At 39.6% G+C, this 22,691-nt stretch carries 21 protein-coding genes and 1 tRNA gene; 14 read left to right on the top strand and 8 right to left on the bottom strand.

Features of this window, described 5'->3' with window-relative positions; genetic code table 11:
- The first annotated feature begins 100 nt into the window (after positions 1–100).
- The 7 genes from tatA to DDZ16_RS08160 all read left to right on the top strand — a co-directional run bounded on the left by tatA (position 101) and on the right by DDZ16_RS08160 (position 6,946).
- Positions 101–577, top strand: a complete 477-nt coding sequence (gene tatA / locus DDZ16_RS08195) for a Sec-independent protein translocase subunit TatA/TatB (protein WP_109263968.1) — start codon at positions 101–103, stop codon at positions 575–577.
- A gap of 109 nt (positions 578–686) precedes the next feature.
- Complete coding sequence (locus tag DDZ16_RS08190; protein WP_109263967.1) at positions 687–1,631, top strand: calcium/sodium antiporter; 945 nt, start codon at positions 687–689, stop codon at positions 1,629–1,631.
- 380 nt (positions 1,632–2,011) lie between these two features.
- Positions 2,012–2,668, top strand: coding sequence for an ABC transporter ATP-binding protein (locus DDZ16_RS08185; RefSeq protein ID WP_109263966.1), 657 nt, complete (start codon positions 2,012–2,014; stop codon positions 2,666–2,668).
- Complete coding sequence (locus DDZ16_RS08180; protein WP_109263965.1) at positions 2,661–3,434, top strand: TIGR02757 family protein; 774 nt, start codon at positions 2,661–2,663, stop codon at positions 3,432–3,434. Before DDZ16_RS08185 ends, DDZ16_RS08180 begins: the two co-directional genes overlap by 8 nt.
- A gap of 432 nt (positions 3,435–3,866) precedes the next feature.
- Positions 3,867–4,526, top strand: coding sequence for a tRNA1(Val) (adenine(37)-N6)-methyltransferase (locus tag DDZ16_RS08170; protein ID WP_232526590.1), 660 nt, complete (start codon positions 3,867–3,869; stop codon positions 4,524–4,526).
- Positions 4,527–4,714: 188 nt separating this feature from the next.
- Positions 4,715–6,061, top strand: a complete 1,347-nt coding sequence (locus DDZ16_RS08165; protein WP_109263962.1) for an MATE family efflux transporter — start codon at positions 4,715–4,717, stop codon at positions 6,059–6,061.
- 165 nt (positions 6,062–6,226) lie between these two features.
- Positions 6,227–6,946, top strand: a complete 720-nt coding sequence (locus tag DDZ16_RS08160) for a 2-phosphosulfolactate phosphatase (protein WP_109263961.1) — start codon at positions 6,227–6,229, stop codon at positions 6,944–6,946.
- A gap of 137 nt (positions 6,947–7,083) precedes the next feature.
- Here the strand turns inward: DDZ16_RS08160 and DDZ16_RS20840 are convergent, their stop codons facing one another.
- Positions 7,084–7,257: a hypothetical protein gene (locus tag DDZ16_RS20840; protein ID WP_198416686.1), complete on the bottom strand. Its 174-nt coding sequence runs from the start codon at positions 7,255–7,257 to the stop codon at positions 7,084–7,086.
- Positions 7,258–7,563: 306 nt separating this feature from the next.
- Here DDZ16_RS20840 and mutS point away from each other — a divergent pair, with 306 nt between their 5' ends.
- Positions 7,564–10,185 carry a DNA mismatch repair protein MutS gene (gene mutS, locus DDZ16_RS08155; protein ID WP_198416685.1) on the top strand — a complete coding sequence of 874 codons (2,622 nt, stop codon included), beginning with the start codon at positions 7,564–7,566 and terminating at the stop codon, positions 10,183–10,185.
- Between the two features lie 57 nt (positions 10,186–10,242).
- On the opposite strand, the gene DDZ16_RS08150 is transcribed toward mutS, so the two are convergent.
- Positions 10,243–10,327: transfer RNA gene (locus tag DDZ16_RS08150), tRNA-Leu, on the bottom strand.
- A gap of 330 nt (positions 10,328–10,657) precedes the next feature.
- Here DDZ16_RS08150 and DDZ16_RS08145 point away from each other — a divergent pair.
- The 6 genes from DDZ16_RS08145 to DDZ16_RS08115 all read left to right on the top strand — a co-directional run bounded on the left by DDZ16_RS08145 (position 10,658) and on the right by DDZ16_RS08115 (position 18,126).
- Positions 10,658–11,740 (top strand): 3-oxoacyl-ACP synthase III family protein, encoded by a 1,083-nt coding sequence (locus DDZ16_RS08145; RefSeq protein WP_109263959.1) that lies wholly within the window; start codon positions 10,658–10,660, stop codon positions 11,738–11,740.
- Between the two features lie 573 nt (positions 11,741–12,313).
- Positions 12,314–14,320 (top strand): protein-disulfide reductase DsbD family protein, encoded by a 2,007-nt coding sequence (locus tag DDZ16_RS08140; RefSeq protein ID WP_109263958.1) that lies wholly within the window; start codon positions 12,314–12,316, stop codon positions 14,318–14,320.
- 474 nt (positions 14,321–14,794) lie between these two features.
- Entirely contained in the window at positions 14,795–16,117 is a 1,323-nt protein-coding gene (locus DDZ16_RS08130) for an OmpA family protein (RefSeq protein WP_109263956.1), read from the top strand.
- Complete coding sequence (locus tag DDZ16_RS08125; protein WP_109263955.1) at positions 16,117–17,403, top strand: OmpA family protein; 1,287 nt, start codon at positions 16,117–16,119, stop codon at positions 17,401–17,403. Before DDZ16_RS08130 ends, DDZ16_RS08125 begins: the two co-directional genes overlap by 1 nt.
- A gap of 151 nt (positions 17,404–17,554) precedes the next feature.
- Entirely contained in the window at positions 17,555–17,752 is a 198-nt protein-coding gene (locus DDZ16_RS08120; protein ID WP_109263954.1) for a hypothetical protein, read from the top strand.
- An 8-nt stretch (positions 17,753–17,760) separates the two neighbouring features.
- Positions 17,761–18,126 (top strand): thiol-disulfide oxidoreductase DCC family protein, encoded by a 366-nt coding sequence (locus DDZ16_RS08115; protein WP_109264068.1) that lies wholly within the window; start codon positions 17,761–17,763, stop codon positions 18,124–18,126.
- On the opposite strand, the gene DDZ16_RS08110 is transcribed toward DDZ16_RS08115, so the two are convergent.
- The 6 genes from DDZ16_RS08110 to yihA all read right to left on the bottom strand — a co-directional run bounded on the left by DDZ16_RS08110 (position 18,113) and on the right by yihA (position 22,161).
- Positions 18,113–18,658, bottom strand: coding sequence for a DUF4924 family protein (locus DDZ16_RS08110; protein WP_109263953.1), 546 nt, complete (start codon positions 18,656–18,658; stop codon positions 18,113–18,115). The genes DDZ16_RS08115 and DDZ16_RS08110 overlap by 14 nt on opposite strands.
- A gap of 25 nt (positions 18,659–18,683) precedes the next feature.
- The gene (locus DDZ16_RS08105; protein WP_109263952.1) at positions 18,684–19,085 is read right to left on the bottom strand and encodes an RNA-binding S4 domain-containing protein; all 402 of its coding nucleotides are present in this window, start codon (positions 19,083–19,085) and stop codon (positions 18,684–18,686) included.
- A 5-nt stretch (positions 19,086–19,090) separates the two neighbouring features.
- A complete protein-coding gene (gene pth, locus DDZ16_RS08100) occupies positions 19,091–19,720 on the bottom strand; it encodes an aminoacyl-tRNA hydrolase (protein ID WP_109263951.1) in 630 nt (209 codons plus the stop codon).
- A gap of 103 nt (positions 19,721–19,823) precedes the next feature.
- Complete coding sequence (locus DDZ16_RS08095) at positions 19,824–20,402, bottom strand: 50S ribosomal protein L25/general stress protein Ctc (RefSeq protein WP_109263950.1); 579 nt, start codon at positions 20,400–20,402, stop codon at positions 19,824–19,826.
- Between the two features lie 99 nt (positions 20,403–20,501).
- Entirely contained in the window at positions 20,502–21,440 is a 939-nt protein-coding gene (locus DDZ16_RS08090; RefSeq protein ID WP_109263949.1) for a ribose-phosphate pyrophosphokinase, read from the bottom strand.
- 121 nt (positions 21,441–21,561) lie between these two features.
- Positions 21,562–22,161: a ribosome biogenesis GTP-binding protein YihA/YsxC gene (gene yihA / locus DDZ16_RS08085; RefSeq protein WP_109263948.1), complete on the bottom strand. Its 600-nt coding sequence runs from the start codon at positions 22,159–22,161 to the stop codon at positions 21,562–21,564.
- Positions 22,162–22,691: the final 530 nt, after the last annotated feature.

Genomic DNA, 22,691 nt, shown 5'->3' with positions numbered 1-22,691 from the left:
TCGGTTATTTTCTTTTGAAATATTAATTCATATTCATCCCCGGTTCTGAGCAAATGAACCGGGGATTTTTTTTATATCTTTACCACCAAAATGCAGCATTATGGTGACATTTCTTTTCGGGATCTCTATGGGGGAGATCATAATAGTATTTCTGGTGGTTCTGTTGTTGTTTGGGGCCAATAAAATTCCTGAATTTGCCCGCATGCTTGGTAAAGGAATGAATGAATTTCGAAAAGCTGCTGATGATATTAAAAGGGAATTTGAGGAAAATACCAGTGACCTTAAGGATGACCTGCATGATGCCCGTCAATACATCAGCGAACAAGGACAGGATATAAAGGAAGATATCAAACGTGCCGGAGATGACGTTAAAGATACCTTTGAAGAAGGTCAGAAGGATATCAAGGACCGTGTGCGAGAGGAAACCGAAGATATAAAAGGGGTTATGGATGATGCCTCCAAAGATGTTTATGGTCTGGACGAAGACGGTAAAAGGGATGAAGCCGGCAGTACAAAAGAGTCAGATGAAAATGAAGATAAAGATATCATTGATACATCTGATGATGAAAAGAAATAATTTGTTGTAGTTGTTGTTCTCTAAAATCCTGACCGGGATATCTTTTTTGTTCTTTTTAATGCGTCCTTATTACCCCCACAATTCTTAAAAATTTTCTAGTATTTGTTTTATGGATTTAATGTCCTATTTATATGTTCTGGCCGGATTCGTACTTTTGTTTTTGTGTGGAAACTGGTTGGTTAAAGGAGGTGTTGAATTATCGAGACATTTTCGTGTAAGTCCACTTGTGGCAGGATTAACGATTGTTGCTTTTGGAACATCAGCTCCCGAATTATTTGTAAGTGTTAAAGCTGTTTTTACAGATTTGCCTGATATCTCCATAGGAAATGTGGTAGGGTCAAATATCGCCAATGTTACCCTTATTCTGGGGGCTGTGGCCATTGTGTTCCCGATTCATGTTAAACGCCCCTCGGTCTTGTTTGACTGGGTGGTGATGATGGTTGCTTTCTTGCTTCTTTTTGTTTTCCTGATTAACGGGGTTTTGCAGTTTTATGAAGGGGTTATCTTCTTTGCTTTGATTGTATTTTATATTATCTGGTCTGTTTATAGTTCAAGAAAAAAGTCAGCCAAAAATGAAGAGAAATTCCCTGCTCCGGGCATGAACATTCTTCCTGCTCTTGGTTTGGTAGCGTTGGCAGTAATCGGACTTTATTTTGGTGCCGAGTGGTTGGTAAAAGGAGCGAGCGATCTTGCAATTGGTTGGGGTGTAAGTGAAAGGGTTGTTGGTATATCAGTGGTGGCGTTTGGTACAAGTGTGCCGGAATTGGCTACCTCTCTGGCTGCATCCTTTAAAAAGGAAATGGATATTTCTATTGGAAACATCATAGGGTCCAATATCTTTAACGTGTTTTCCATTTTAGGGATTACTGCAATGCTTAAACCTTTGAATGTTTCCCCGGCGGTGGTTTCGTTTGATATGATATGGATGGTGGCTGTAGCAGTGTTACTCATTCTTTTTATGATTCCTCTCAGGAAAGGGATTCTTTCCCGGTGGAAAGGGGCCGTTCTTTTAGTAATCTATATTGTTTATATTTGGGTTTTGTTTCAATCGTAATTGGTCTTTCAGGTGAATGCAGAATAACTAGGTTTTCTTTGGTTCTTTTGCCGGTTATTGATTTGCCGGCCTGGCATATGGAAGGGGATGTGGATGGCTCTGCAATAAGCTTTGAGTCAGTTGTTTATAGGTTTATGGTTTTCTGGGCTAACGCTTGTATTATTTATTGGCTATGATTTATCTTTCATCTAAGTAAAGTCATAAACTATTTAAAATGTGTTTTTTATAATTTTCTTAGTTTTTTAGATATGCCGCAAAAAGAATCAAAATTTCTTATATTCGAAAGTTTCCAGCTTCTAACTTCCAGCCTCCAGCTTCCGGCTTCCGCGCGGCTGGGCTACTTAAATCTAATATTTAAAAATCTAACGATCTATTGATTAATGGTAATTGGAAAAAATATAGAGAAAAAGTTCGGTGATCTGAAAGTCCTGAAAGGCATTGATCTCAACATTGAAAAAGGAGAGATTGTGACCATTCTTGGAGCCAGCGGAGCCGGAAAAACAACCTTGTTGCAAATTCTGGGATCTTTGGACAAACCTTCCAATGGTGAAGTGCTTATCAATGGAACTAATATTAGTTCCCTGAAAGGAAATCAATTGGCCAGGTTCAGGAATCAGCATATTGGTTTCGTTTTTCAGTTTCATCAGCTTTTGCCTGAATTTACTGCACTTGAGAATTGTATGATTCCCGGACTTATTGCAGGAAAAAGTGAGAAAGATGCCGGGAACAGAGCCCTGAAACTTTTGAATTACCTTGGCCTTTCGGATCGATTAGAGCATAAACCCGCCCAATTGAGTGGAGGGGAAAAACAAAGAGTGGCAGTCGCACGTGCTTTGGTTAATGACCCTTTGGTGGTCTTTGCTGATGAACCCTCAGGAAATCTGGACTCGAAAAATCAGGATGAATTAATGGATCTGTTTGTAGACCTCAGAAAACAGTTCAATCAAACGTTTATTATTGTAACGCACGATCGGCATTTGGCTGAAAAAGCAGACCGGATGATCAATATTGTGGACGGAGTTATCGTTGATGAATAATTATGCCGGAAAAAACGAATTAAGAGATTTTCTTTTTGAGAAAGCCCATCATTATGAAGCCAGGTGGTTTATTGATGATGATCCGATTCAAATTCCTCACCTTTTTTCCCAAAAAGAAGATATTGAAATAGCCGGTTTTCTCACCGCTACCCTTGCGTGGGGTAAAAGAACAATGATTCTTTCGGCATGTCGCCAGTTGATGGAACGTATGGATATGGCACCATATGATTTTATAGGCGGTGCATCCCATGCCGAAATGGCAGCTATGGATGGTTTTGTTTACCGGACTTTTCAAAATGTCGATCTGGTTTATTTTCTGAAAGCTTTAAGAAATATTTATACAGATTATGGTGGGCTTCACAATGTTTTTTTCAAAGGCTATTCGAATGGAGGGGTTATTGAAGGTTTACGCTGTTTTAGAGAGGTTTTTTTGTCTTTTGGAGCTCCTCAACGTACCGGAAAGCATGTCGCCAATGTTGCCAAACAAGCTTCAGCCAAGCGCTTAAACATGTTCCTGCGGTGGATGGTGCGTCGACCCTCACCGGTCGATTTTGGTTTGTGGACCAATGTTGAACCTGCAGACTTGCTTATTCCTCTCGATTTGCATGTTGCTCGTGTTGCACGTTCATTAGGAATCCTAAATCGCAAACAGAATGATCTTAAGGCCGTTTTGGAGCTGACCAATCATCTTTCAGAAATGAGACCCGAAGACCCGGTTTCTTTCGATTACGCTCTCTTTGGATTGGGAGTTTATGAAAAGTTCTGATATCAACAGATCATTAGATTTTTAGATATGAGATCAAAGATAGGGTCTGCTGAAAAAGTCAAAAGATGAGAATTTACAAGACGGCCCATCGAAGGAGTATTGAAATACTTCGAGATGGGGCCGGTGAAGTAAATTTTTTTCTTTTGATTAGCAGTTTTCTTATTTACAAGTGCAACGGTATAAGAGTATGCTGTGGAATAACCTTGCACGCAGTTAATTATTGATGTGCTTTAGGTGTCTGATAGTTAATTGAATCTGCGTTTTTCAGCGCACCCTGAGATAGTTCTTATATCCCTGAAGAACTGCGCATTAATCTGAAACGGGGCATGTTCAAAAATAGTTGATTACAAATATTTTATAAGGGTTTAACGGAGTATTGGATATAGTATGTTTCATTTTCAAAAATTTTCGATAAAACAGGAATATTCTGCCATGAAGGTGGGAACAGATGGTGTTCTTCTGGGCTCGTGGGCTCCCCTGGATGAGTCAATTAAGAATATTCTGGATATTGGGACCGGCACCGGACTGATCGCTTTGATGTTGGCACAAAGAAGCTCTGAAGCCACAATAGATGCTATTGAATATGATGCTCCTTCAGCAGAAGAGGCCCGTGGAAATTTTACTAATTCCCCCTGGTCTGAAAAGTTAAATGTGATCAATGATACTTTTCAGAATTTTGCGGGGGGAATCAATCGGAATTATGGCCTGGTAATTTGTAATCCTCCTTTTTTTAGCAAAGGGATACGTAATAATTGCGATCGAAAAGCCAATGCAAGACATAGCGATGTCCTTACCCAGGACGACTTGATTTCCAGTGTTTTAAATGTCTTATCAGAAAAGGGAAGCTTTTGTCTTATCTTACCCGTTACCGACTATTCCGGATTTAAATTGAAAGCTGCCCGCCAGGGACTTTTTGAGCACAGTCGTTTATCTGTAAAACCAACTCCTCAGAAACCTGTTAAACGGGTTTTATCATGCTGGAAGAAATTCAGCCCTTCAACACATGAAGAAAATGAAATGGTATTGGAATTATCACGTCACCACTACACTGAAGAGTTTAAAAAAATGACAAAGGAATTCTATTTGAAGTAGCCCTTGTGGATTTTATAAGTAGTTGGTATGGCTTTTCTGACCGCATCTTATTAAATAGATTCTTATTTCTGCACTTATTTTATTTCTTGTTTTTACCGTACCTTTGCCGATTCGCATTTAATAAGAGAGTATGTCATTTTGGGGAGAAAGGCTTTTTGCTGGATGCACTCTCAGAATTATTGTATGAAATGAATAACAGCAGACTGGGAAAATACCAACCGCACTATAAGCCCAATTTGATTTTGGCGTTGCCGGTTATGTTGGCGCAGGCAGGTCAGATGATTGTGGTTTTGGCAGATAACCTCATGGTCGGACAACTTGGGACAGTGCCTTTGGCAGCCGCATCGTTCGCCAATACTGTTTTTGTAGTAGGAATGGTATTTGGAATTGGGATGGTCAATGGCCTCACACCACTGGTAGGTAAAGCCTATGGGGGAGGTAATAGACAATTGGCAGCATCCTGGTTTAAACAAAGTTTATATGCCTTTCAGTTGGCGGGGCTCATACTTGCCTTGCTATTGTGGGGCGTTTCTTATTTAATGCCATATATGGGGCAACCACCGGCTGTTGTCGATGCAGCTTTACCGTATTACCGGGTTTTGGTCGTTTCCATGATTCCATTTGTGCTGTTTTTCACGTTTAAGCAATTTGCCGAAGGACTTGGGAATACCCGCATAGCCATGGTAATAACTGTTTCGGCCAATGCCCTGAATATATTTCTGAATTATCTATGGATTTTTGGAAAAATGGGCTTCCCGGCCTATGGACTTATGGGAGCTGGTTATGCAACTTTGACAGCCAGGCTGATAATGCCGCTTTTATTTATCTGGGGCTATTACCAATTTGATTTTTTCAGATATTACAGAAAGCATATTGGAGAAACCAAATTTTCCTGGACGAAAAGCTTACACCTTATGTGGTTGGGACTCCCAATAGGGGGGCAGCATTTTGTCGAGGTGCTTTCGTTTAGTCTGGGAAGCATTATGATGGGGTGGCTTGGCGCAGCGGCCCTGGCTGCCCACCAAATTGTATTAAGTCTTGCCAGTTTTACTTTTATGGTTGCCCAGGGCATTGCTGCAGCGACTACCGTTAAAGTTAGTCAGTTTGTGGGTCAGGGGCGTCCAAGTGCATTGCGGTCAACAACTTTTGCTTCCCTTCATTTGGTTCTGATATTTATGGGGACAGGAGCCATCTTGTTTGTGTTATTCAATGAGTTGATTCCTTCGCTTTTTATTGATAGTTCTGAAGTTATTCTGATTGCTTCCGGATTGATGATCGTTGCTGCTGCATTTCAGCTTTTTGATGGGTTGCAGGTTACTATGCTGGGAGCTCTCAGGGGGCTTGAAGATGTGAATCTGCCTTTTGGCATGTTGCTGGTGGCCTACTTTGTGCTTGCACTTCCTGTTGGCTGGCTTTTATCTTTTCACTGGAATTTAGGGCCTCAGGGAATCTGGTTTGGTTATTTAATTGGATTATCTTCAATATCAATATTTTTGTTACTGCGTTTCAGATGGCTTACAAAAGAGAAGAATTAAAAATATTAATGCTTCTTTAGGCTTTCGTTTAAGCCTGTAAGTCAGTTTTTGAATTATATGCATGTTTTTCTTAAAACCCTGGTTATTAACCTTACATGGTTCGTCTTAAATCTTACCTGACTGCCGTCAGGCCGGTATCTAAAAATCTAACGATCTGTTGAAAATATGACTTCAAAATTAAACGTACTTTTTTCGGCATCCGAATTGTCAGAAGATAAAATTGAGGGGAAAACAGCTGTTGTTGTTGATGTTTTGCGAGCTACATCTGTTATGGTAACTGCTTTAAATAATGGGGCTGAGAAAGTGTTTCCCGTTCTGTCCTCCTCTGAAGCCTTTAAATACAAGATGGAAAATGATGCTAAAATCATACTTGCCGGCGAGAGGAATACCGATCGAATTGATGGATTTGATTATGGAAACAGCCCGTTGGAAATGAAGAATGAGGTTGTTTCTGATGCGACCTTAGTAATGACTACAACTAATGGCACAAGAGCAATTAGAGGAGCAGAAAAAGCGTCTGATCTTTTTATCGCTTCGTTTTTGAATGCAGAATCCACAGTTAATGCTCTCCTTTTACATGAGAATATTGTATTAATTTGTTCCGGAACGGATGGGGGATTTTCTTTGGAAGACACTCTGTGTGCCGGTTATTTAGCAGACCTTATTTCAAAAGTTGATAAAGATATTTTGCTCTCAGATGCTGCTTTGGCATCCCGGAAATTATACCTTAGCGTTGAGGATGATATGCGCCTTTTTGCCGCTAATGGCCGACATTACGGGATTTTGAAAGCCAAAGGCAGGTGTGCAGACCTTGAATACTGCTTCCGTAAAAATGAAGTTCCTGTTGTTTGTAAAAGAATAGGTGATTTTATTTATGCCGTTTAGTAAAGAGGGCAAAATCTTTTAAGTCCCATAAAAAAGAATGAGAATGACAACCAATAGGATAAAAATAAAAAACGGAATTAAAAAGCCATTTCTTTTCAACTCCGTTTTGTTATTTCATCTCAGGAAGATTGCTGTTCTCATTCTTCTATTTGTCTGTTAAGAATAATATGAGCAAAGATTCCACTAATTAATAGCAACAATGAAATAATCAGGTAGATATTGTCAATGAAATCTTTCATTGCATATACTCCCAATATTACAACTGCTGCAATGATCATGAGTATTCCCAGGTTTTTCAGAAGATATTTCATAATACACAAATTTGATTACTGTTTCTGATTTGATTGCGAAGATAAAAATATTAATTGAATCCCTAATTTCAAAATTGGAGAACATGAAAAACCTTTCATAACTCTCCTTTCAAATTTGATTCTCTTTATATCTTTGTGAAAATTTTGTTGGATAAATCAATCTGTTCTCATTCAGAAATAAGCATCTTGTTATTATTGAGGTAAAAGGCCGGATTTTAAGAGATAAGGTGTTTAGGTTTTTTGAAAATTGTCTGAATCAATAGTGAGAAAGATTTTTAAGGTAAAATCACTAAAATAATATTCCCTTTGGCTAAATCAAAGACATCTGTTGTTCAAACGCCCCTGATGAAGCAATATTACAGTATCAAGGGAAAATATCCTGATGCTATTTTGTTGTTTCGTGTTGGCGATTTCTACGAGACTTTTTCAGAAGATGCGGTTAAGGCTGCTGAAATATTAGGTATCACACTTACAAAGAGGGCCAATGGCTCTGCTTCCTCAATCGAGTTGGCCGGTTTTCCGCACCATGCACTTGATACCTATCTTCCAAAATTAGTGAGAGCAGGAGAAAGGGTGGCCGTTTGTGATCAATTGGAAGATCCGAAGATGACCAAGAAGATCGTTAAACGCGGTGTTACAGAATTGGTGACCCCCGGGGTGGCTATAAATGATAACATTCTGGAACATCGTGAAAATAATTTTCTCGCTGCCGTGCATTTGGATCATAAAAACGGAGGAGTCGCTTTTCTGGATATTTCTACCGGTGAGTTTTTAACTGCAGAAGGGCCGTTCGATCACATCGAAAAGCTTATCTCAGGTTTTAAACCGAAGGAAGTTCTGTTTGAGAAGAATAAAAAGGGAACTTTTTCAGAGCTTTTTGGTCCCGGACATTACACCTATGGTCTGGATGACTGGATCTTTACTGAAGAATCGGCTAAAGACAGGCTCCTGAAGCATTTTCAAACCAAGTCGTTAAAAGGTTTTGGGGTTGAACGTATGAAGCTGGGTGTTGTGGCAGCTGGTGCTATTATGCACTACCTGGATCTTACTCAGCATCATCAGGTCAGGCATATTTCCAGTTTATCCCGAATTGATGAAGATAAATACGTATGGTTGGATCGGTTTACCATTCGTAATCTTGAGATTTTTGCTCCTGTAAATGAAGGAGGTCGGTCATTAATTGATATAATTGATCGATCAATAACCCCGATGGGGAGCAGACTTCTTAAACGTTGGGTGGCCTTGCCATTAAAGGATGTTCAGCCCATTCAGGACCGTCAATCGGTGGTTGAACACTTTTTTAAAGAGCCTCAGCTAAAAATGGATTTAGAGGCCCATCTTCGGCCGGTGGGAGACCTGGAGCGTTTAGTTTCCAAGGTCGCTGCAGGGCGAATTACTCCGCGCGAGATTCGGCAAATGTACAATGCTCTTTCCAGCGTTGTGCCTATTAAGGAATTATGTCTGAATGCTGATAATGAAGTTCTGAATCATATTGGAGATCAGTTGAATGCTTGTGCTACCATAAAGGATCGCATTGAAAAGGAGATAGATACCGATCCTCCGAATAATATCAATAAAGGTAATGTTATTCGGGACGGTGTGTCCAAAGAACTGGATGATTTGAGAAATATTGCCTTTTCAGGGAAGGACTATCTCAACGATTTGCAAAAGAGGGAGATTGAACGAACGGGTATTCCAAGTCTGAAAATCAGTTTTAACAATGTTTTCGGGTATTATATAGAAGTCAGAAATACCCATAAAGATAAAGTGCCCGACGATTGGATTCGGAAACAAACTCTTGTTAATGCCGAGCGATACATTACAGAGGAACTTAAAGAGTATGAAGGAAAAATTCTTGGTGCAGAGGAGCGAATCTATGTGCTTGAGGCAGAGCTTTACAATGCCCTGGTTTCTGCTCTTTCAGAATTTATTCCGGCCATTCAACTTAATTCCAATCTTTTGGCTAAGCTGGATTGCCTGATTGGTTTTTCTTCTTTGGCTGCTGAGAATAATTATGTTCGACCTGTTGTGACTGAAGGTGAGGATATTGACATAAAAGCCGGACGTCATCCTGTTATTGAAAAACAATTGCCCGTGGGGGAGGAGTATGTTCCAAATGATGTTTATCTGGATAGTGAAAAGCAGCAAATTATTATTATTACCGGTCCTAATATGGCTGGTAAATCGGCTCTTTTGCGTCAAACAGCACTGATCGTCCTACTTTCTCAGGTGGGAAGTTTTGTGCCTGCTGAAAGTGCCACGATAGGCGTGGTTGATAAAATATTTACCCGCGTTGGTGCTTCTGATAATATTTCTTTGGGCGAATCTACTTTTATGGTGGAGATGAATGAGGCTTCGAGCATTCTAAACAACTTGTCATCCCGGAGTCTGGTCTTGTTTGATGAGCTGGGGCGCGGAACCAGTACCTATGACGGAATTTCCATTGCCTGGTCAATAGTGGAATATATTCATGAAAATAACCGGGCTAAAGCAAAAACCTTGTTTGCGACCCATTATCATGAGCTTAACGAGATGGAGAAGTCGTATCCGCGCTGTAAAAATTACAATGTCTCGGTAAAAGAGGTGGATAATAAAGTCATTTTTCTTCGAAAACTGGTACCGGGAGGCAGTGAGCATAGTTTTGGTATTCATGTTGCACGTATGGCCGGAATGCCTCCCAGTGTTGTGAAAAGGGCCAATGAAATTCTGGGGGAATTGGAGGACAACCATCGTCAGGGTGGCATTTCAAAACCAGTCGGGGATATTGCTCAGAATCGTGAAGGTTTTCAAATGAGCTTTTTTCAGCTCGATGATCCTGTGCTTAAACAAATCAGGGACCAAATTATCAACCTCGATATCGATAATCTCACCCCGGTAGATGCTTTGAATAAGTTAAATGAGATAAAAAGGATCTCCGGATTAAAATAAGATTTCCGGGGTCCTGAAATAAAAAAAGCCTCTGCAAAATTTGCAGAGGCTTTTTTGTACCCGGAGCGGGACTTGAACCCGCACAGCCGCAATGGCCACTGGATTTTAAGTCCAGCGTGTCTACCAATTCCACCATCCGGGCGGATTTGATATCCTTTATGCGGGTGCAAATATAGGTTTTTAGGAACTATCTCACAATAGTCTTTCAAAAAATCATTCCCTTTTTTGAACTTAAAGCGGGTAGGTTTCCTTAGTTAATAGGGGTACCTTTCTGAGATCTAATATAAAACAGGAATAAGTCTTTTTGTTCTGGATTTTTTATATTTTTGAATTCCATATTAACTGTGTCTCTTTGTTTGTGGTTAAAATGTGGTGAATGGAATGAGTGTGGGATAAACGAAATTCGCTTTTTGTGATGGATATTTAAAAATTTTGTTCCTTTGCGAATCGTTTTTTACAATTTTCAAAAGTTATGACAAAGCAAATTTATTCGGTAATAAAAGGGTCGGGATCCTACTTGCCACCCAAAGTTGTGGAGAATGCAGATTTTCTTGAGCATAAATTTTATTCTCCTTCAGGGGAACAAATGACAAAACCTAATCAGGTGATTGTTGATAAGTTCAGGGAAATTACCGAGATAGAGCAGCGTAGATATGTGGATGATGAGCTTGTTACTTCAGATATTGCTGCTTTTGCAGGACAAAAGGCCATTGATTCTTCCGGAATTGATGCCGAAAGTCTCGATTATATCATTGTTGCCCACAATTTCGGGGATGTCAGTAAAGAAACTATGCGTACCGACATTCTTCCCTCGCTTGCCTCCAAGGTTAAGTATAAGCTCAAAATAGAAAATCCTTATTGTGTAGCCTACGATATTCTTTTTGGCTGCCCCGGGTGGGTCCAGGCCCTGATTCAGGCAGATTTTTATATTAAATCGGGTGCTGCAAAGAAAATTCTGGTAATTGGAGCCGAAACTCTGTCTCGCGTCTCTGACCTGCATGACATTGACAGCATGATTTATTCCGATGGTGCCGGAGCTGTTGTTTTAGAAGCTGCTGAAAGTGAAGAACCGGTTGGTATTTTGTCTCATATTTCCAGAACCGATACTGCCAAGAATGCTTTTCTTTTAAAAATGGGACCCTCTTACAATAAGGAGGTTGATCCCAAAGATCAGTTTTTGAAAATGAATGGACGTAAAGTCTACGAATACGCCCTTCATACAGTTCCTGCAACGGTGAAAAAATGCATGGAAAATGCGGGCGTTGATATTTCTGACATAAAGAAAGTGTTAATTCATCAGGCCAATGCCAAAATGGACCATGCCATATTGGCTCGTTTGTTTAAACTTTATGGTCTTCGTCAGGTGCCTGAAAATGTGATGCCTCTCACTATAGGGGATTTAGGGAATAATTCGGTGGCAACTGTTCCTGTTTTGTTTGATTTGCTGATTAATAAAGAACTGGAGAGTCATCATTTGCACCCGGGCGATCATTTTGTTTTTACATCGGTTGGTGCTGGTATGAATATTAATGCCATTGTGTATAAAATGCCTTAAAAAATGGCTCGCTTTTTGATGCGGGTATATAAAAAATAGAATTGCTTTATCCTTCACATGGAAGTTTAAGGCAATTTTTTTACCACAAAATATTTATTAATGTAAATATGTAGGGAAGTGTGATTTTTGTCGGTCGAACACGGGACAGGAAAATGCGTTATTGTTTTGAGTGGATAAATTATTAACTAAGAAACTTTTTAAGTTTTATCCTTTGGGATGTTTTCTGGTCTTGGGCTCTTATACTTCGTCAAAATATCCTTAAATAGCGTTGCTATTCGTGTCAATTTTGACTTGTCTAAGAACTCAATTCTTCAAAAACATCTTCCAAAAACAAAATTTAAACAGTTTCCAGATGATCTTGAGACTTAAATGTTCCATTTAGTTGGTTTTGTTTAAGTTGATAGCCTGTCGGTTGGTTTAAGTATTTTGTATCAGGATTGTGGTTTTGAAAATATTTGGTATTTTCAAAACTTTATAAAAAGCAGATTGAAGTTTGATGTGTTTTGAATAAAAATTTAAATAAGAATTGCCTGGTTTCTTTTGAAGAGGTAGCAAAATAAACGTTTTATTGTAATGAAAAAAGTTAGTTTTTTATTTTTCCTTGCCGTTCTTTTGAATGGCATAGCCGCCAGCGGTCAAATACTGGAACCCGTTAAATGGGAGTTTTCGCTTAATGAAATCTCAGAAAATCATGTTGAGATAGTTGCCGATGCCACTATTGATCCAACATGGCATTTGTATTCTGCCACTCTTCCGGAGGGCGGGCCAATTCCTACTTCCTTAAATTTGGTAGATTCCGATTTGTACACTCGGGCAGGTGATATAAAACAGCAACCAGAACCTGAATTACAATTCGACGAAGCCTTTGGGATGGAATTGTCATGGTTTTCCAATAGTGCGAGGTTAATTCTGCCTGTGGAGCTGAAATCAAAAGATGTTTCTCTTATAGAGGGTTATGTGGAGTTTATGGCTTGTGATGACGAACAGTGTTTGCCTCCGGATCGGGTTGATTTTTCCTTGCCAATTGGTGAGCAGTCGGCTGTTTCTCAGGAGAATGAAAAAGAGGTGGTTGAAGAGGTCTCCAAGCCAATTGATAAGGGTTTAACCCAAAATGAAGATATAACTGAATCTGAGCCTTCAAACGAGGAGGATGCCAAAAGTAACTGGACCATATTTTGGCTTGCCTTTTTAGGAGGATTTGCAGCTTTACTGACACCCTGTGTTTTTCCAATGATTCCCATGACGGTGAGTTTCTTTACAAAACAAAGCAAGACAAAAGCAATCGGGTTTAGGAATGCCATAGTCTATGGTATCTCTATCATTGTGATTTATGTTATTCTCGGGACAGTGGTTACTGCCGTTTTTGGTGCTGATGCATTGAATGCCTTGTCAACGAATCCCTGGTTCAACCTGTTTTTTGCTGCCTTGCTGATTGTTTTTGCCATTTCCTTCTTTGGTGCGTTCGAAATAGTTTTGCCTAATTCCTGGATTAGTGCTGCTGATAAGGGCGCTGATAAAGGAGGCCTTATTGGGATTTTCTTTATGGCCTTTACATTGGCACTGGTTTCATTCTCCTGCACAGGACCAATTGTGGGAACCTTAATTGTTCAGGCTGCCTCTGTTGGAGGAATGGCCCCGGTGATTGGAATGTTTGGATTTTCATTGGCTTTGGCTTTACCTTTCGCTTTATTTGCAGCCTTTCCGGGATGGATGAATTCTTTACCTAAATCTGGTGGGTGGCTTAATTCTGTAAAGGTTGTTCTCGGATTTTTGGAATTGGCTTTTGCTTTCAAATTTTTGAGCATTACCGATATGGTCTGGGGACTTCATATTCTGGAGCGTGAAGTGTTCATTGCTATCTGGATTGCTGTTTTTGGAGCCTTGGGCTTTTATCTGATGGGAAAAATAAAACTGCCTCATGATTCCCCAATGGATCATCTGCCGGTTTCAAGAATGATGCTTGGATTGGTTGTATTTTCATTTACAATTTATATGATTCCCGGTTTATGGGGTGCTCCGGTAAATCTGATCAGTGGATTCCCACCGCCTAATAACTATGCAGAATCCCCTTACGGGGTAGGTAATAAGGCCCCTGGTTCGGGTGGGGCAGCTGCAACGTTGAGTGAAGAAATGCATTTGGGACCGCAGGGAATTCCTGCTTTTGATGATTACGCCAAAGCCCTGGCATATGCCAGAAAAGAAAACAAACCATTGTTGCTGGATTTTACAGGAAAAGGATGTACCAATTGCAGAAAAATGGAGGATGCAGTTTGGTCTGATCCATCAGTGAAAGATATGATTGCCAATGATTATGTTCTGACATCTTTATATGTTGATTTCAGGCAGGAACTGCCCGAAGGTGAGCAATATGTTTCTCCCGTAACCGGGAAGAAGATCCGGACCGTAGGTAATAAATGGAGTGATTTTCAGATTTCCCGTTTTCAGAGAAATAGTCAGCCGCACTATGTGATTTTAGGTCATGATGAAGAGAAGCTTGTTGAAGAGCGAGGATACAATACCGATGTAGATGCTTACATTGAATGGCTGAAATCAGGACTTGAAAAGTTTGAAAATAAATAGCAATAAAAATTTTAAATAAAACCTGATGAAAAAGTCAAAAGGGCAGAACTTGCAGTTCGCCAAATGCAATGCATTTCAAAATGTGCCAAATTCTTATCAGTGAAAGCAATTTTGTTCTTTTGATTAACATTATTTTGTTGATAGGTGTAAGGAAAACAGTTTGTGTTGTAAAATACCCTTGCATCTGAGCCATATTTAGTAGTTTTAATCATTTAAAATTCCTTTATTATTGCGATTTTCAGTAACTCTAAATAAATCATGTACCCTGTTGGTTTTTTGCCGGCGGGGTTTTTTATTTGTTATACCTAATGTGGGAGAATTTTGGGAAATTTATACCATCAATAAAAAATTATCGCAACATCCTTCATTAATCTAAAGTATAGCCCTTTTGGTAAAAATTTTCTTTCTCCTCATCTTTTTTAGTTCTAGATTTAAGCTAAAATCAGTACAACTTAATCAAACAGACCTGAACTAATGAGGTATATATTTATTCTTTTTCTTTTGCTGTCTTTGTTTCTGGGAAGCGTTTCAGCTCAACAGATAGATTTCTATAATCTTGAAGATGAACAGCTTTATGATCCTGATAAAAAGTATAATACATGGTCGGTAACAGCAGGTGTCGGTCCTGTTTTTTATTATACCGATGTAGCTGATTTTACTGTTTTTCCAAGCAGTAATTTGAAGTTTGGGCCGTCTTTTCTGGTGAGCAAGCAGTTTGGCCGTCCATGGTCTGTCGATGCCCAGTTTCTTATGGCTGATATGTATGGGCAGAAAAATACCCGTTATTTTGAGGGAAACTTTTACGATTTGACGGTTAATCTTAATGTTAGTATTAACCAGCTGGTGTTGTTTGGCCCCATCAGGGACAGGCTCAATATCTACGGAAAAATTGGTCTTGGAGCAAACTATTTCAGATCCCGCCAGCGAACTAACGAAACAGGAGAGTGGATCACAGTAGGAGATGTACACAATTCCACTCCGGGATATCCACGACCGTATGGCTGGGATGATTCGGATTACCTGGCCGTCGGATATGATCGCTCCAATCCTGCTCAGGAAACAGATCGCGTGAGTGAAATGGTAGTTCCCATTGGTATGGGAATAGATTACAGGTTGAATAAAAGTTTTGATTTAGGATTTGAACTAACTTTAAGGAACCTGACTCAGGACAACTTGGATGTGAATCTGACAGGTGCAGACAATGATTCTTATATGTCGGCATCGGTAACTGTTACCTATAAAATTGGAAAAAAAGATAAACGCCATGCTTTATGGACTTACAAAGACTTTAATCTGGCTTATCAGAGGGAGCGGGAAATGGATCCAATGGCCCAAAAACTGGACTCTCTGCGCCAGAGATTAGATTATATTGCTGCCAATGATTCTTCAACATCCGATACCACATTTATTTACAGGGAAACTGTTGAACGCAGGGATATTATGGCTGCTTCTGTTTTCTTTGATTTTGACCGGTCGAATATCAAGCCTGACGAACATAAAGTGCTGGCCATGGTCGCCAAGTTCATGAAGGAAAATCCTGAAGAGCGTATTTTAGTGCAGGGATACTGTGATGAGCGGGGAACAGACGATTACAATATTCGTTTGAGCCAAAGGCGCTGTGATGCTGTGGTGGAAGTCCTGGTTTATGACTACGGACTTGATAAATCAAGGTTTGAGACAGAACCACAAGGCGAATCGAAATTGTTGTCTGATACCCAGAAACTTGCACCTCGCGGCATTCATAGTGTCAACCGCCGGGTTGATATATTCCTCATCAGGGATCAAAAATCTGAATAATGAAGTTTTTTATATTAACTGTTTTGTTGCTCTTATCTGCCTCTCTTACAGGGCAAAAAAGAGAAAAGGATTCCGTCTTTGTTAAAACACCGGAGATGATTTTTTCTTTCGGCCAGACTTATAATTCATGGTCCGTTTCTGGTGGTTTTGGTCCTGTCTTTATCTATGCAGATCAAAGTGATTACCGCTTAATTCCCAATCAAAAAATTGATTTAGGCCCATCTGTATGGGTGACTAAACACCTTGTGCCTGCTTTTGCTTTCGAATTGCAATATCTTCAGAGCGAAATGTATGGGCAGGAAGGGCGTTATGGTTTTGAAGGAGATTTTCTGGACGTTTCAATAAATGGGATTGCCGTTATCAATCAAATGTCAGCTCGACCCGGGCCTTTAAAAGACAGGTGGAACTACTATTTAAAAATAGGTGTTGGTGCCTCATTGTTCAGGAGTAAATTGATAAATTATGAAACAGGAGAGGTGGCAAGAAGAAATGAGGTTTATGATACTCCTAATGACGATTACGTGGTGTTAGGTTATGATGAAACCAATCCGAATAAAAAAACAGCCCGGGAAGCCGATCTGGTTTTACCGTTTGGATTAGGAGTTATGTACAGGATTAATAACAGTTTTGATATAGGACTCGAGAGTATGCTCCGGTTTTCTGCTGCGGATCGGCTTGATAACATCTTAACGGGAGCCACAAATGATCGTTATCTGTATACGGCGTTTAATGTTAGTTACAAATTTGGTGATAAAGATCAAAGACATATGCGCTGGACTTATCGGGCAGAAGGGATGGATATGTTTGGCCGGAAACAGGAAAATCGGCTTCAAGACGAAGTCAGGCAACTTGAAGATGATATAGCCGAATATGAAAAAAACCGGCCTGTGCATAAAGACTCAGTAGTTATTACTGAGACTTTGAGAGTTGTTTATGACCGGTATGATGTAAAAACTATTTTTTTCCCTCCCGGAGCTTCCCGTCGCTTTTCCCCGGATGATGAACTTTTGATGGGAAGAGTTGCAATTGAATTATTAAATGATTCTAGCAAAACACTTTCTCTTTATGGGTATTCCGATTCCAGTGGATCTGCCGAAACGAACCTGGAATTGAGCCGTCAAAGATGCGAGTCTGTAAAGGAATTTTTTGTTAGCGATTTGGATATTTCTCCCCACAGGATTTCAATTTACCCAAGAGGAGAAGACAATCCTTTGTCTCCTTTAGAGGAGTTGTCTCCCAGGGGACTGAGCATGGTTAATCGCAGGGTTGATCTCGTGGTTGATTAAGAAGATTTAACGTACTTCCGGAGTTTTGATAAACTATTTATAAGGTTTTACTGTTGCTTTTTGGATATTTAGGTCTTATTTTTCGTTCAAGCAATTAAATGACGTTTTCTGCTTAAAGAAATGATGTATTATCCTGTAAAACCTTTTGCATATGGTAAGATTTGAGAAGACGTATTGTGCCGAAAGGCTTTTTGACAGGGATTTTCTTTATGGTGTGTTTGCCAATTCCGGCTTTGTTAAAGATCCGGAAGAGTTTTTACGAACCTCAGGGGAATGTACTTGTATTGACCGGGAATGCGATGGCGATAAGAATCAGAATACAGATGAGGATTCTCAATGCATCTATTGAAAGCACCTATGATAGTTTTATTTGATGGCTTTTGTGTGTTATGTAGTGGTTTTGCCCAATGGCTTCATAAGAAATTCGGAGATTCAGTTCGTCTGATTGCTATGCAGTCCAATGATGGACGGGAGCTTTTACATAAGCACGGCATTTCGCCGCAAAAGTTGGATGAAGTTGTTGTTTTGCAGGGGCATGAAGTTATTAATGGAGCCCCCGCAATTCTTTTTATAATGCAACAAACCGGCTGGTTTGGAAGAGTTTTCTCTTCAGTTTTTAAGCTTTTTCCTTCCTCCTGGATAAAATGGGGATATCGTGTGGTTGCCAATAACCGTTATAAGTGGTTTGGCAGGAAAAATACTTGTACCATTATTCAGGATTAAGTTTTCCTTTCTGATCTTCGCCGTATTTGGCAGAAAGCATTGACAATGTTTTGCCAAAAACCTGAAGAGCCTCGGTTGTTGCAGCAGAAATTTCCTTACCCTGAAGCTTTAAAACAAAAGCATTATACATTGCGGCCAACATTAATTCAATGTCATGCTGAGGTTTAGGTTTCATTTTAGGCTCAAGCTCTTTTATTAGTGGTACTGCTTTCATGAAATGTTGTTGGTAAGCAGTTTCTTTTGAGGAGTTCATGAGGTTAATATGCAATCGGTTCATGTCGTTTACCGTATTGGTTATGACTTGAAGGTGACCCGATTGCTCAATTTTTTCATTCTTCATCATGGCAACCAGGTTTTCGTACCATGCTTTCAACTCCTGTTTTACTTCATCAGGTTGTTCATAATGGGCAATGACTGTTTTCTCGATGGTTTCCATGTTCAGCTTTGAAGCCCTTATCAGGTCTTCAATTTGCCACATATAAAGCACATATCCTGCAATGTCGTTTTGTTTTTTATGTCTTGATATAATCATTGTTTACTTGCTTAAAAACCAATTATTATTCGAAAAAGTCCCACCCCTGATTGTTTAATTGATCCAGGTCGCGCCGGTCTTTTTTTGTGGGGCGCCCTGTTCCTTTGGGCCTGTTCATTTTCTGAGTCATTCGGGCCATATCCAAAAGATCCAGTTCCTCCTGTGGGGTAATGTCTTTTATATACCCGGGAACCAGTTTTGCTCCCATGCGTTTCTCGAACAAATCAAGCACTTTGAAGGTTTTTTGCGCCGGAGGGACTTTAATAGAAATTTCATCACCACGGCGGATTAAACGAGATGATTTCACAGGTTGATCGTCCATAGTGACACGGCCTTTTTTGCAGGCCTCAGCAGCTACGCTTCTTGTTTTAAATAACCTTACGGCCCATAAGAATTTGTCAATGCGTACGCTTTCAGTCTTGTTCATATGGCTTATTTGTTGTTATATTGACTCATTGTTTGTGCCAGTCCAACAGTTCCAAATCCTTTAATGATTTCAATCGCTTTATCCATTCTTTCAGGAAGGGCAGCTGCTTCATCGCGATCCCATTTTCCAAGGACAAAATCAATTTGTCGCCCGCGCGAATAATTATCCCCAAGGCCAAACCTTAACCGGGCATACTTGTTGTGCCCAAGAACTTCCTGGATGTTTTTTAAACCGTTATGGCCGGCGTCACTACCTTTCGCTTTTAAGCGTAAAGTGCCAAATGGAAGAGCCAGATCATCCACGATTACCAGTAGTCTTTCAACCGGAATTTTTTCTTTTTTCATCCAGAAATTTATGGACTTTCCACTAAGATTAACGTAAGTGCTTGGTTTTAGCAGAACAAATGTTCGACCCTTGAACTTGTACTCTGCTACATTGCCATATCTCTGGTCTTCAAATTTTAAACCTTCTTTATTGGCCAGTTCGTCCAATACATCAAATCCAATATTGTGCCGCGTATTCTCATACTCACGCCCAATATTTCCAAGGCCTGCTACTAAGTATTTCACTGTGTTGTCCGATTGCTTTTTTTCTGAAACCAGAAGTTGTTTTATTCTATCAAAAATGTTGCCCATGATTGAGTTTTACTTAGGCAAAAATAAAGATTCTGAACACTAATACATAAACACAAAAACCCCCATATGGAAATATGGAGGTTTTTGAATTATGATTGTGGTGCTATTCTTCTTCGCCAGACTGACCCGCTGCACGAGCTGCTCTGGTAAGTTTCACAGAAACTACCACCTGATTCTTGTTATTCAGCAATTCAAAGTTGTCATAGCTTAAGTGTCCAACCTGAATACCTTTTCCAAGCCCGAGCTTGGTAATGTCGACATCCAGTGTGTCAGGAAGATCTTTAGCCAATCCTTTTACTTTCAGCTTACGCTTTTCCAGGTTCAATTTACCCCCGGCTTTAACACCAGCTGCAAGTCCATTAAGTTTAACCGGAATTTCAATAGTAACAGGCTTATCTTCAAATACCTGAAGAAAATCAACGTGAATGGCATCGTCACTTACCGGGTGGAATTGTACATCCTGTATAACGGCATCATAAACTTTTCCATCAACATTAAGCTTAACAATGTGCACCTTTGGTGTGTAAATAAGCTTGTTGAAATCTTTCAGAAGAGCCGAAGCATGAATTGTTTCTTCACCTCCGTAAATAACGCAAGGTACCTGACCTGCATTTCTAAGCTGTTTGGTAGCTGTTTTGCCAAGATTCTCGCGCTTGGCTGCTTTCAGTTCAATTGTTTGCATTTCTTTGATTTTAATTGTGTTACTCAAAATTAAGATTGTAATGTGAAACCTTAACTTCCCATCACACTATGCCGTTTTTGGCGGCTGCAAAGGTAATAATTAAATTACAAATTGCGTGCTTATAGATTGATAATTATAAACTTTGTCGATGGTGTCGGCCAGGAGTTGAGCTGCTGACAGCACTTTTATCTTCTCAGATTTTTGTCTCAGAGGAATAGAATCTGTTACGCAAACTTCTGAAAGCTGGGACTTTTCAATGTTCTCATAAGCAGGCCCCGAAAGAACCGGATGGGTTGCAAACGCTCTTACACTAAGAGCTCCCTGCTCCATCATTATGTCGGCAGCTTTGGTGAGGGTTCCGGCTGTGTCAATCATGTCATCCATTAAAACAACATTCTTTCCTTTTACATCACCTATGATTCTCATTTCATCAACCACATTGGCTTTTGAACGATGCTTGTGACAAATAACCATTGGTGCATCCAGAAATTTCGCATAGGTGTTGGCACGCTTTGTTCCTCCCACATCGGGTGATGCGACTACCAGATTATCAAGGTTAAGTTTGCGAATATGCGGAACAAAAATACTGGAAGCATAAAGATGATCTACAGGAATGTCAAAAAAACCTTGTATCTGATCAGCATGCAGATCCATGGTGATTACCCGATCCACTCCTGCAGTTGTCAATAGATCGGCAACCAATTTGGCCCCAATTGACACTCTGGGTTTGTCTTTTCGATCCTGACGTGCAAAACCAAAATATGGAATCACAGCTACCAGTTTGTAAGCTGAAGCTCTTTTGGCTGCATCGATCATCATTAGTAATTCAAAAAGATTGTCAGATGGCGGAAAAGTCGATTGAATAAGGAACACATGTGAGCCTCTAATGGTCTCTTCGTAAGCAGTGGTGAATTCACCATCGCTGAATTGTGTGAGGTTGATGTTCCCTAATTCTCTTCCGTTGCAAAGACTTATTTTTTCGGCGAGATAACGGGTGTTGGTTCCCGTGAAAAGTTTGATTGGTGCTTTAGGTGGCATTTAAAGTCCTGTTTATCAATTATTTTCAGAAGTATCTTTCGTTTGCAAAGATAAAAAAAATCGCTTGTTATTAATAGTTATTTAGCACTAAAGTTAAATTTCTTTGTTATGGAACCTAACTTCATGCCAGTGATTTATTAATGTTTTTAATGTATCGGAGCATTTCCTCCCTTCCACTTTTAGACGTGGATGAAGTGAGAAAAACAGGTGGCAAATCCTCCCATTCTTCATGTAATTTATCTTGATAAACCTTCAGATTCTCTTCCAGTTCAGAGGGCTTAAGTTTATCGGTTTTGGTAAATACAATTGAGAATGGAATTTCAATGTTTCCTATATGCTGCATGAAATCCAAATCAGATTTTAACGGGGCATGTCTGCTATCAATCAAGACGAATAAGTTTGCCAGATTGGTTCTTTCTGTCAAATAATCGTCAATCATATTTTTGAATTTTTCTCGCTCGGTCTTAGATAACTTGGCGTAACCATAGCCAGGTAAATCTACCATGTACCACGCGTGGTCAATGAGAAAGTGATTGATAAGTCGGGTTTTACCGGGGGTGCCGGAAGTTTTGGCCAGCTTTTTTTTGTTGCATAGCATGTTAAGAAGCGAGGATTTTCCCACATTGGAGCGGCCGATAAATGCATATTCGGGCTTGTTTGGAGCAGGGCAATCTTTCGGATTGACACTGCTGGTAAGAAAAGAAGCTTCCTTTATTTGCATTTTTTTTTGCAAAAATAGGATGTTTTACGGTTTTACAGCAGTTTTTTATAACAATACTCCGTTAATCTTTCGCAATACACTACAAGTCAGTAATTTGTGCTTATGGGTGTTTGTTTGTTGAAATACAGAATATCAAGATTGTACGAATCATCTTACATCTTTATATCTAAAAATCTAACGATCTATTATATAACTCAATACTCCGTTAAATTTTTTCAAAGGCTATAAATCAACTTTTTGGAATAACACACATGATTGCTTTAAAGCTCCGGATATTAGTGTAATGTGATTCATCTTAAATCTAATATCTAAAAATCTAACGATCTATTGTATTAACTAATAGTTTCTTTAAAAAGCTTAAAGAGTGAATAAGAGATGTTGAAGACATTGAATTTTATTTGCGCTAAATGTCAGTTTGTCAATTCCTTATGCTTGTTCTTTGATTGACTTCTTTTATGCTCCGGAATAATAGTTGCTTATGGGTTGACGTGAAGTCCTTATATTTGCATTTAGGACAAAAAATAATAAAC

Source organism: Marinilabilia rubra (assembly GCF_003121985.1).
Taxonomy (GTDB): domain Bacteria; phylum Bacteroidota; class Bacteroidia; order Bacteroidales; family Marinilabiliaceae; genus Marinilabilia; species Marinilabilia rubra.
Note: the sequence above shows the minus strand (reverse complement) of the source record. Positions and strands in the feature narration are given on the sequence as shown.